The sequence below is a fragment of the Bartonella sp. MM73XJBT.G genome (genome assembly GCF_028618435.1).
Classification (GTDB): Bacteria; Pseudomonadota; Alphaproteobacteria; order Rhizobiales; family Rhizobiaceae; genus Bartonella.
In genome coordinates this window covers 21,060-31,686 of sequence record NZ_JAQISW010000010.1, presented here as the reverse complement: position 1 = coordinate 31,686, position 10,627 = coordinate 21,060, and the positions used below count along the sequence as shown (strand labels likewise).

At 37.4% G+C, this 10,627-nt stretch carries 10 protein-coding genes; 3 read left to right on the top strand and 7 right to left on the bottom strand.

Annotated features, from left to right (window positions below):
• The first annotated feature begins 359 nt into the window (after positions 1-359).
• Complete coding sequence (locus PVV59_RS06450) at positions 360-827, top strand: hypothetical protein (protein ID WP_273755348.1); 468 nt, start codon at positions 360-362, stop codon at positions 825-827.
• A gap of 227 nt (positions 828-1,054) precedes the next feature.
• On the opposite strand, the gene PVV59_RS06445 is transcribed toward PVV59_RS06450, so the two are convergent.
• Positions 1,055-2,386, bottom strand: a complete 1,332-nt coding sequence (locus tag PVV59_RS06445) for an NAD(P)H-dependent oxidoreductase (RefSeq protein ID WP_273755347.1) — start codon at positions 2,384-2,386, stop codon at positions 1,055-1,057.
• A gap of 162 nt (positions 2,387-2,548) precedes the next feature.
• Between PVV59_RS06445 and PVV59_RS06440 the strand changes: the two genes are divergently transcribed.
• Positions 2,549-3,028, top strand: coding sequence for a MaoC family dehydratase (locus PVV59_RS06440; protein ID WP_120122653.1), 480 nt, complete (start codon positions 2,549-2,551; stop codon positions 3,026-3,028).
• An 893-nt stretch (positions 3,029-3,921) separates the two neighbouring features.
• Here the strand turns inward: PVV59_RS06440 and PVV59_RS06435 are convergent.
• The 4 genes from PVV59_RS06435 to PVV59_RS06420 all read right to left on the bottom strand — a co-directional run bounded on the left by PVV59_RS06435 (position 3,922) and on the right by PVV59_RS06420 (position 6,898).
• Positions 3,922-4,080, bottom strand: coding sequence for a hypothetical protein (locus PVV59_RS06435; protein ID WP_273755346.1), 159 nt, complete (start codon positions 4,078-4,080; stop codon positions 3,922-3,924).
• A 264-nt stretch (positions 4,081-4,344) separates the two neighbouring features.
• Complete coding sequence (locus PVV59_RS06430; protein WP_273755345.1) at positions 4,345-5,004, bottom strand: methionine ABC transporter permease; 660 nt, start codon at positions 5,002-5,004, stop codon at positions 4,345-4,347.
• Positions 4,997-6,031: a methionine ABC transporter ATP-binding protein gene (locus PVV59_RS06425; protein ID WP_273755344.1), complete on the bottom strand. Its 1,035-nt coding sequence runs from the start codon at positions 6,029-6,031 to the stop codon at positions 4,997-4,999. The genes PVV59_RS06430 and PVV59_RS06425 overlap by 8 nt, the downstream gene beginning before the upstream one ends.
• A gap of 48 nt (positions 6,032-6,079) precedes the next feature.
• Positions 6,080-6,898, bottom strand: coding sequence for a MetQ/NlpA family ABC transporter substrate-binding protein (locus tag PVV59_RS06420; RefSeq protein WP_273755343.1), 819 nt, complete (start codon positions 6,896-6,898; stop codon positions 6,080-6,082).
• A 462-nt stretch (positions 6,899-7,360) separates the two neighbouring features.
• Between PVV59_RS06420 and PVV59_RS06415 the strand changes: the two genes are divergently transcribed.
• Positions 7,361-8,008 (top strand): SH3 domain-containing protein, encoded by a 648-nt coding sequence (locus PVV59_RS06415; protein WP_273755342.1) that lies wholly within the window; start codon positions 7,361-7,363, stop codon positions 8,006-8,008.
• 500 nt (positions 8,009-8,508) lie between these two features.
• On the opposite strand, the gene PVV59_RS06410 is transcribed toward PVV59_RS06415, so the two are convergent.
• Together PVV59_RS06410 and PVV59_RS06405 are read right to left on the bottom strand one after the other, a co-directional pair.
• Positions 8,509-9,540 carry an aspartate-semialdehyde dehydrogenase gene (locus PVV59_RS06410; RefSeq protein ID WP_273755341.1) on the bottom strand — a complete coding sequence of 344 codons (1,032 nt, stop codon included), beginning with the start codon at positions 9,538-9,540 and terminating at the stop codon, positions 8,509-8,511.
• Positions 9,541-10,036: 496 nt separating this feature from the next.
• Positions 10,037-10,480, bottom strand: a complete 444-nt coding sequence (locus tag PVV59_RS06405; RefSeq protein WP_273755340.1) for a helix-turn-helix domain-containing protein — start codon at positions 10,478-10,480, stop codon at positions 10,037-10,039.
• Positions 10,481-10,627: the final 147 nt, after the last annotated feature.

The following is a 10,627-nucleotide window of genomic DNA, read 5'->3' as shown; positions in this document are numbered from 1 at the left end:
TTTATTTATATAAAATATTATCAATATTATTTATTATAAATTATAAAATAAGAAATATACAATTTTTTCGCTTATTATAATAATATAAAGTTATTATTTTTATACCAATTGTTTTAATATTATAGTTTTTTTTAATTTTTGTAATTAAAATCATTTATAAAAATCTATTATATAATATTTAATATTTAAATTATGTATTTACATGTAACACATAATGTGATACACGCTTCTATGTAATATTCTCTTGGTGTTTATATTAAGAAAAATTATATACAAATTTTATTTTATTATGCATGAGAATATTATTTTACTTTTATTGCATTACTTTTTAGTAAATAAAAATAGGAGCAAAGAAAGCTATGCTTAAAATATTTGAAAATCGTGTGTGTTCATTTATTTTTACACTATTTATGCTTTTTTTTGTACAAACTGTGGAGGGGAATGCAGGTTTTGTACAAAATCACTTTCAAGAAGTGGGAATTAGTTCAACATTAGAAAAAATTGTTGCAACACTGGAAAAAAGAATCGTTACTGAAGCGGTAGATAAGGCTGTTATCCATGATGTTGAAGGACAAAATGGATTATCTTTTGTGAAAGGTATAGTAGGGAAAAATCCTGGAAAAGATCCTGGAAAAGATCATGGGAAAAAAAAAGGTAGTCTCTTTTCTGGGTTTGAATTTGACATAGGCAAAGGCTGTGCTGTCTTGTTGGGAGGGGCATGTGTTGTGGGACTTGTTGCTTCTATATGTATTGGGGAATTTGTAACTGCTCTTGCATCTGTGGCAGGATTGACAGCTTTAGTGGCACACTATATACCTGAGAACTGATTTTTTATAGTTTATGGTTATTTCATCGTTATAAGACGAGCACTTTTACCTCGCTTTATTAGTCTTTTAAGATTATCTGCATGCTTTGATATGAAGGTTATTCAGAAATATTGCATAACAAGGGATAAAATAAAAAAATATCCCTGTATTCAGGGCATTCATGCAGTAAGAAAAATGATAACAATAAGATGAATTTTAAAGTAATAGCGGGGGGATTTATTATAGATTTATATATGAGTGGGAAGTTTTTGAAGTAAAAGGTCTTGTTTGGCACGAAGACGAGCAATCCATTGATCTTCACGAATAGTTGTATTATGTACTGTAATGAGTTCGTTTTTTTTAATTTCAGCTGTTACAGTTGCGTTTTCTAAAAGACCACAAGGAACGGCTTGGCGAGCGCGAGCTTCTGCAATATTCATGATCCAAGCACGATACGTATAAAGACCGATAAAATCTAACGGATCGCCTGGGTGTAAATCTTTTTTAGCAACAGCACAGACTTCTACTACGGGATGGTTAAGAGGAACCATATCTTTTTTGCCATAAAGCATCACGCGTGCACAGGTGAGGGGAACTTCCATAGCTGTGAGATGATAGGGGCGGTGAAAGGTGAAGTAAGGTCCCCGACCAATTTTTAAATCTTCCATGCGTTCGCGTAAACGTGGGTGTGTTATTTCTGCAATGACAAAGACACCTGGAGAAACACCTTGACCTATTGAATAATCCACCACACCATATTGCTGCAAAATACCGCCATCTTGTTTTGGAATAAGGACTTTGTTTAAATCTTGTAGGGCCGCTTGAGGGCCATGCATTCCTGGGCAATCGGGGAGAAGTCCAGTGGCATTGGCAATGGCTGCCATTTCAACCATTGTTTTGGAACCATCAATAAATTCAACCAACATGCGCACATTCATATTACGCCGTAATGCTTCTTCTTCATAAATATCAGGTGTGGCATCAAAGAATAGAGGATTATTTTTTCCCTTTCCCGCTGCAACAATCTTATGCCCAAGAGCTGAAACAAACTCGATGAGTTCCATACATGAAGTCGGTTCATCTCCGGCACCAAGGGTATAAATAAGCCCGCGTTTTTCTGCTTCATGTTTCAGATACACGCCAATCGTAACATCGGCTTCAACATTCATCATGACAAGATGTTTGTTGTTTTCAAGCGCTTTAAAGCCAATTTCCGCTCCCGCTTCAGGATAGCCGGTTGCATCAACAATAATATCAATTTGTTCATGGCGCAAGACAAGGTCAATATCGTCTGTTGCTGCAATCAAACCTTTTTCAATACTTTGCGTGAGGGCATGAGCATTTTCAACTTCACAGACATGTCCCTCTTCGCCGTAAGCAATTGTCGCAGCATCAAAAATACGTGAAGGTGTCCTCGTGGCGACAGCTGCAACTGTTATTCCCTCCATTTGCGCAATACTTGATAATAAATCTGTGCCCATCTCCCCACAACCAATCAGTCCAATACGGATGGGAGGATGGTTTTCTGCACGTTGCTTCAAATCATGCGCTAAACCTGTTAGGTTCACATTGCTTGTCATTCTTTTTTCCCATTTGAAAACTATACTACGAAAAGAGTTTCCTTATTCATAAGGTGTATTTGTTTTTAAGACAATTAATCTTTTATTCTTGATGCTCTAATCAACGGGTTTTATAAAAGCAAAGGGGATGGTTGCTTTTATAAATAAAATAGGAATAGCGTTATGCAGAAAAAAATCACAGTGCAAGATGTCACTACTTTTATTGGAAAAGAAATGGGATTATCGCAGTGGCGTCTTGTTACACAGGATATGATTAATCAATTTGCATGCGCTACAGATGATCACCAATGGATACACGTTGATGAGGAAAGGGCTAAAAAGACACCTTTTGGGGGAACGATTGCTCATGGATTTTTAACGTTATCGCTTTTGTCTACGCTTGCTTATGAGGCTCTTCCAGAGTTAGAAGGGGCTACAATGGGGATTAATTATGGTTTTGATAAAATACGTTTTATGAGTCCTGTGAAGACAGGAACACGGGTACGGGCGCGTTTTGTGTTAGATGATGCAGAAATTCGTCCTTCTGGTCGCGTAGTCTTCCATTATGGGGTTACAGTGGAAGTGGAACAGCTAAAAAAACCAGCCCTTACGGCTCAATGGCTTATTGTTGCTGTTATGGGGGAAAAACTTTCCAATCCTTAAGATTATTTGAGTGCTTTGTTTGATAAAAATTTTTATATAACTTTGTTAAAACTTATCTTCGATAATAAAATTAAGAATATATTGATTCATAAGGATAATCTCGTATCATTTATCCTGATACGCGTCTCTAGAGTATCGTGAGATTTTCTCATTTTAAACTTATTTCCATGTTGAAACAATTAAAACCACTCATTTGCACGTTTAAAAGCGGGGAAGTCTGTATGGAGTGGAACTGTGCAAGAAAGGTATGCCTTTGAATCTTCTCAAGTATCAAGGGATGGGATGCTACATTGGCTATTTGCAAAGTGTCTGATGGTATTGGCTTACTTTTTTATAAAGTGTAAAGATGGAGGTTCAGTAGATTGACTATTATACCATTTTGGACACTGTTGCAAAAAGGACGTGGGAGTTTTGATCTTTTTTCAAACAAGCAATATGAATATGTGAGCTAAATCTATTTTATTTAGGGTCTTTATGTTTTACGAGTAGGCTGTGATCCATTAAAGGACGTGATAAACGAAAAGTGTGAGGCAATGTGTAATCTCCATTATTTATTGTTTTAAACGCTTTTGAAAGCTTTAATGCTAAACTAAAGAATAATGGTAAGGATGAAAATTGGTTTGCCTCTTTACGCTTTTAATATTTTTCCAAAATTAATTGCTCTTCCCGTTTTAGAACTCTTGATAGATCCGCAATGCGCTCGCTTGCACTTTGGCATACAAAAGTAGGAACAGTGTTTTAGAACTTTTATTCCACTCGATCTGTGTTTAAAATGTGCTGCTGCATTTGATCTAGATGTTGATTGACAGGTAAACCTTATTTAAGAAAATAAAATAATGTCATAAAATCATGGGTAGACTAGCAATAGAGTGGTGAGATATTTTTGTTTTTTATCAAACACTTTGGAAGACAACAATCATACATTGAGAGAGATCAGGTATAATTATGGCTGAGGTTTTATAGCTCTTCTCGTCATAGAGGATTGTTCTGTCTGCTTGACTGTTTTGATGGGGTGTTATGGTTGAATCATGATCAATAGAGTGATTTAACATGGACATTTATCATTTTATAGTGAGAGAGAGTTTTGAATGTTGTAAGAGCTCTTCTCATTTAATCTCCTTTTATATTGAAGCTATCAAACTATTTACTTGGTTACAAAATGGGAGCTTATGTCGATAAGGTCGTTTAAGAAAAAAGAAAAGTGCTTGTTTTTTTATGAGCGTTTTCGATTGCTAAGGGTTGTTTCATTGGCGAGGTGTTGCACTTTAGAAGTGGCAAAGAGGATGATAATGCTGGCCTGTGAAATTCTCAGTCTTTTAATGCTTCGTTTTATCAAGTTTTTGTACGATTTTATCAGAGGTCCATTGGGTTATAATATTGAGCATGATCAAAAGAAGGATGACGATGGTCATGATGAAGGTATTATAGCGTTGATAGCCGTAGCGGATTGCCATGTCTCCTAAACCGCCTCCACCAAGATATCCGGCAAGTGAGGTGGCTCCTATAAGAGAAATAACCATGACTGTAAAACCTGTAATCAAGCTAGGAAGAGCTTCAGGAATAAGAACATGTCTGATGATTTGAAGACGGCTTGCTCCCATAGAGCGGATCGCTTCAATGAGACCGTTTTCAACGGTTTTAAAAGAGAGTTCGGCCATGCGCGCATAAAAAGGAATAGCTGAAATGGTGAGAACAAAAATAACAGAAGGCATTCCTACACCTCTTCCTACAACGATACGGGTAACGGGAAGAAGATAAAATGCAAGAATAATAAAGGGAATGGCACGAATACTGTCAATGATGATGCTTAAAGGGCGATTGATAAGAGATGAAGTAAAAATTCCGCCACGTGCTGTTGTATGAAGAAGAAGACCTAGGGGAAGCCCTATAATAAGCGCCATCAAAGAAGCACTCATCGTCATCAAGATTGTATCAAAAAGGGCCCTGGGAAGTTCATGAGATAGAATATTAAACATAACCTAACACCTCACAATATCGTCCCTTTTCGGTTAACCATTGAACGGCTTTTTTAAAAGCTTCTTGATCTTGAGCAGGAAGGCATAAGAAGAGACGCCCGATGGTTTCCCCTTGAACTGTATCGATCCCTCCGTGGAGAATACGTGCTCTTAAACCGCTTTCATCTTCCAGAAGATGGAGAAAAGGTTGTTGGGCAATTGCACCGGCAATATTCATTTCGATAATAGCTTCTTGACCGATGGGTTTAAGATTTTGTGCATATTTTTCAGGAAGTTGTGGCGTAACAAGTTTAAGCATGGCAATGGTTGTTTCTTCTTGTGGGGATGTAAAAATATCCTTTACACGTCCTTCTTCCACAATACGTCCTTGATTGAGAACAACAACGCGATGTGCAATTGTGCGTACCACTTCCATTTCGTGGGTAATAAGCACGATTGTGAGATTGAGGCGGTTGTTAATATCGGCAAGAAGTTCAAGAATAGACTGTGTTGTTTCAGGATCAAGAGCAGAGGTTGCTTCATCTGATAACAATATTTTAGGATTAGCAGCGAGCGCACGGGCAATGCCAACGCGCTGTTTTTGCCCTCCAGATAATTCTGCTGGATAACAATATTCTTTACCACATAATCCTACCAATTCAATAAGCTCAAGGGCACGTTTGTTGCGCTGTGTTTTGTTTATTCCTGTTAATTTGAGGGGTAATGCAATGTTATCAATCACCTTTTGCGATGAAAGAAGATTGAAATGTTGAAAAATCATTCCAATTCGTTGACGATAAGGTGCCCATTCTGTCTCTGATAGATTTGAAATATTGACGCCTTCAAAAAAAAGAGAGCCTGTATCAATTTTTTCTAATCCATTTAAACAGCGAATAAGTGTTGATTTTCCTGCTCCACTACGACCAATAATACCAAGGATTTCACCGGCATGAATATCAAGAGATAAGTTATCAACCGCTGGATTACCCGCCGTTTTGTTAAAACAACGGCTGACATTTTTTAAGGAAATGAGGGCGTTTTTTTCCATTTAAAATTACCAGAATGTTTAGCAAAACGACGAAAATATGAGGTATAATTACCAAGATGTTTGTGCTGCTGGACCAAAGATTTCTTTGATTTTTGCACGAACAGGCTCGCTATTGTAGGCAGCAACTAATTTTTTGACCCATGGTTCATCTTTGTCACTGGTCCGCACAACAATGATATTGTTATAGGGATTATTTTCTGCTTTTTCCCATGCAACAACATCTTTTTGCAAATCTAGTCCAGAAACCAAAGCCCAATTTGTATTGATAACGGCAATATCAAAATCATCGATAGCTCGCCCTAACATGCCGGCATCGAGTTCCCGAATTTGCAAGTTTTTAGGATTTTCAATAATATCCAGTGGAGAGGCAAGAATATTATGATGGTCTTTTAATTGAATAAGACCTAAAGAATTGAGAAGGAGGAGGGCTCTTCCACCGTTGGATGGATCATTAGGAATGCCTACATGCGCACCATCTCGCAGATCTTTTAAATCTTTAATTTTGTGGGAATAGACACCAATTGGGGTAATAAACGTGTATCCTACAATTGAAAGTTTATACCCCCTTTGTTCCATTTGGTTTTTAAGATAAGGCGTGTGCTGAAAAGCATTTGCATCAATCTCTCCTGCATTAACAGCATCGTTGGGCAAAGTGTAATCAGAAAAATAAACAAGCTCAATTTCTAAACCAGCGTTTTTAGCTTGCTCCGCAGCGACTTGCCAAACAGTGGCTTCGTGTCCTTCCATGATACCAAGTTTGATTTTTGATTTTTCTGCGGCCATGGAAAAGGTAGTAGACAAAAAAAGTGTAAAGAGAGAGAGGAATAATCCTATAATACGACCACGAGAATAAAACTTTAATGTCATGTGCTTTTAACTTTCTTTTATAAGAGATTTTTTGAGGAAAGCTTCAATATACTCTATCTTCTTTTATGAAAACCTAAAGTTATACAAGCTTGAGAGAATATTCAATCACTTTTATTTTAAAAAGAATATTCTTTTTTCTCTATTTTTCGCAGTTTTGACGAAATATCATCATTCGTTAAGGGAACCAATGACACCTTAAAAACTTCTTTAAGAGACGATTGGTTAAAGAGCCAAGCAATCAGATGATGTTTTAGCAGTCAATTCATGAGGGACATACTGCACAATTAAAATCAAAAGTCCCGTGTTTGTGAAGAGGGGTGGAGGGGATAAAGAGAGATTTTGTGGTCATGGGGCTTGGGATGTTTGGGGAAAATAAAGATTGATGATCACTGGATTTAAATACGGCAAATTTTTGCAAAGGCAAATATTCTGCCCTTTACATGTTAGAGAGGAAGAAAAATAATGTTAAGAAAGAATTTTTTATCAACGACAATGATTTTATGGGCTTTGGGAGCATCAGGGGGGGCTGTGACTGCTTCTCACGCGCAAACTGGGACCATTGCTGGAACCGTTGCTCGTGTTGCATCAGGACAGGTATCTTTACGCACAGGTCCTGCGACAGCTTACAAATTGATCGCAATGGTTCCAATGGGTGCAAAAGTGCAAATTTATGGCTGTTTATCCAATAAAACTTGGTGTTCTCTTGGTTATCATGGAAAAGTTGGTTGGGCATCTGCACGTTATGTCAATGTTGCTAATGTTCCTACCATTGCTTTTAAAAAGGTGCCGGTAAAATCAAATTCCATGATAAAATTACCAAAAGTAAAAAAAGAAAAAGTAAAACAGATTGTTTCTGATTTTAAAGCTCTTCCAATGATGCAAAAAACACGGAAAAACATGCAAAAACTGTACAGAACCGATGTGATTATTGATTCCACAGGTGTTAAAAAAAGAGATGAACGGACAATTTTAAATCCTTCACCAAAGGCACAAGAAGTTTCTGTAAAGCACGTCAATGCTTATAATCCCTTCTTTCCTGATAAGGTTAATTACAAAAATTTTGAACGCAATGAAACGCGTTACCGTATTGTGACCTATCCTGCTCCATAAGAATAAAATCAATCTCACAACAGGAATGGCTAAAAGATCAGCAGCATGAAGCATTTTTTGCTTCATGCTGCTGATCTCATTATCCTATAAAATGGCATCAAGGTGGTGAGAGATATTTTATAGGGTGATAAGAGTTAAGAATATTCAGGGTGAAATTTATCAATGCCTCGAGATATTGTCCTTTAGGATAATATTTAATGGAATTTATTAAAGCTGGATTTTTTAAGAGAATGGCTAGTTTTTTGTCCTTATACTATTGTGTCGTAAGGCGAAATGAGGATGGTGATTGAAACTGGTTAAAAAGTGCGATTGTGTATAAGAGCAGTGTAGATAGAGATCTTCGTTTTTTAAACGGTGTAGGATAACTTTAAGGCGACTAGGCATTGTATGACTGTTCTTTAGGGGGATGATATGAATCTTCAGCAGGGGAAGATTTTTTTGAAGAGAAGCCGGACTTTTGACAAACCGGCTAGGATTCTTCGTCCTTTTGGATAGGGCTTTTAATTGACGGACTTAGATTTTATCAAATTACGGGAAATGAGCAACTCAGCAATTTGAACGGCATTTAATGCAGCACCTTTTCTTAAATTATCGGCGACAACCCAAAAAGCTAAACCATTTTCAACAGTGATATCTTCACGAACACGGCTAATAAAGGTGTCATCTTCTCCTGTCCCTTCATAAGGTGTGGTATAGCCACCATCTTCGTGTTTATCGATAAGTTGACAACCAGGGGCATCGCGGAGGAGTGCTTGCGCTTCAGATACGCTGAGTGGTTTTTCAAATTCAACATGGACAGCTTCCGCATGACCGATAAAGACCGGAACCCGAACAGCCGTGGCTGTGAGTTTAATTTTCGGATCAAGAATTTTCTTCGTTTCAGCCGTCATTTTCCATTCTTCTTTTGTATAACCATCTTCCATGAAAACATCGATATGAGGAATAACATTAAAGGCAATGCGTTTGGTGAATTTTTTTGATGTAATAGGATCTGCAACAAACACTGCGCGTGATTGTTCGAAAAGTTCGTCCATTCCTTCTTTACCAGCTCCAGAGACGGATTGATATGTAGAGACAACAACCCGTTTAATGGTGGCAGCATCATGGAGAGGTTTTAAAGCTAAAACCAGTTGAATTGTTGAACAATTGGGATTGGCGATAATATTACGCTTAGAAAAGGCACTTATCGCTTCAGCATTGACTTCGGGGACAATTAACGGAACATTGGCATCATAGCGCCATGTAGAGGAATTGTCGATGACGACACAGCCCGCTGCCGCGATTTTAGGGGCATATTCTTTGGAAATGCTTCCCCCCGCAGACATAAGACACAAATCTGTGTCAGAAAAATCGTAACTATCTAGAGCTTTTACTTTTAAAGTTTTGTCTCCATAAGAAACTTCTTGTCCTAATGAGCGTCGTGATGCCAGAGGAACAATTTCGTGCGCAGGAAAACCACGCTCTTCTAAAATTGTAAGCATTTCACGACCGACATTTCCTGTTGCGCCGACAATTGCAACTTTAAAACTCATTTTCTATACTCCTTCGTGTCTCTCCACGTTTATTCCCCGCGCTATACTCAGGAGAGAGTGAGTTGGTCAAGGAAAATCATAAATTATATCTTCAATAAATCCGATGTTGTGCACAGCAATCATAATCGTCAGCAAAATAAAGTATTGTATTGCAAATAATGTTGTCTTTTTTGATTCTTTCAGAATTGAAAAAATTGAATATTTTATGCGAAGTTTTCATCTCTTTGCGAGAGCACTTAAGTGAATTTTTTATCTTCTGTCAATTGTTTCTCTTCACACTTTTAAATTTTTAAAAGATGGTATGACGTATCATCTTGGTTTTTTTTTGTCTTTTATCTGTTAAGTGTCCAATTATTTGATTTCTTCCCTCTCTTTAAAGACAAAAATTTTTATTAAGACTGTTTTCAGACCGGATAAAAATCTTCTTCTTTTGGGGTGAATACAGTTAAAATGCTTTTCAATGTTATTCAGAATAGTTGAGGGCTTCTCAGTAAATTCATGAAAATAAGGGGGTGTTTTTTTCATCAGAAATCAACAGCAAAATTGCTCTTTGTTTTTTACGGGTAAGTTCTCTGAAATTTTTCAAAAGTAAATATTCTGCTTTACTCGATATTCTGTCATTAAAATGTGAGGAAGTCTCTTCTTTTTTTGTGCTCTCAGCGTAAAAGAAGGAAACGGGAACATTGAGTACATCAGCAATTTCCTGTAAACGTGCTGCGCTCACACGATTTAAACCTTTTTCATATTTTTGGATTTGTTGAAACGTTACACCCAAATGACTTCCTAATTGTTTTTGAGAAAACCCCATCATATTTCTTCTGAAGCGAATTTTTCTGCCTAAAGAAATGTCGTAAGAATGTGAATTTTTAGCTTGCACTTTGTTTCCCCTCCGGTTGCGAGCGCCCTCGCATTGGTATCCGGGGTCTGGAAGTGCTGACATCGAATCAGCCTCTTGCTTTTAGTGCTTAAGAGCACTTGGACATAACAAGAGCCCCCGGAAATTCCGGGATACCCGCAAAAAGCGGTTTTATTCTGCGTTCGATGTTAGGGCTTCCAGGCCCTATTTGATCGTCGCGTATACGACCAA

What these genes read in the sequence shown, in the direction of transcription:
- PVV59_RS06450 (WP_273755348.1), top strand. Translation starts at nt 360, where the DNA reads ATGCTTAAAATATTTGAAAATCGTGTGTGTTCATTTATTTTTACACTA.
- PVV59_RS06445 (WP_273755347.1), bottom strand. Translation starts at nt 2,386, where the DNA reads ATGACAAGCAATGTGAACCTAACAGGTTTAGCGCATGATTTGAAGCAA.
- PVV59_RS06440 (WP_120122653.1), top strand. Translation starts at nt 2,549, where the DNA reads ATGCAGAAAAAAATCACAGTGCAAGATGTCACTACTTTTATTGGAAAA.
- PVV59_RS06435 (WP_273755346.1), bottom strand. Translation starts at nt 4,080, where the DNA reads ATGTTAAATCACTCTATTGATCATGATTCAACCATAACACCCCATCAA.
- PVV59_RS06430 (WP_273755345.1), bottom strand. Translation starts at nt 5,004, where the DNA reads ATGTTTAATATTCTATCTCATGAACTTCCCAGGGCCCTTTTTGATACA.
- PVV59_RS06425 (WP_273755344.1), bottom strand. Translation starts at nt 6,031, where the DNA reads ATGGAAAAAAACGCCCTCATTTCCTTAAAAAATGTCAGCCGTTGTTTT.
- PVV59_RS06420 (WP_273755343.1), bottom strand. Translation starts at nt 6,898, where the DNA reads ATGACATTAAAGTTTTATTCTCGTGGTCGTATTATAGGATTATTCCTC.
- PVV59_RS06415 (WP_273755342.1), top strand. Translation starts at nt 7,361, where the DNA reads ATGTTAAGAAAGAATTTTTTATCAACGACAATGATTTTATGGGCTTTG.
- PVV59_RS06410 (WP_273755341.1), bottom strand. Translation starts at nt 9,540, where the DNA reads ATGAGTTTTAAAGTTGCAATTGTCGGCGCAACAGGAAATGTCGGTCGT.
- PVV59_RS06405 (WP_273755340.1), bottom strand. Translation starts at nt 10,480, where the DNA reads ATGTCAGCACTTCCAGACCCCGGATACCAATGCGAGGGCGCTCGCAAC.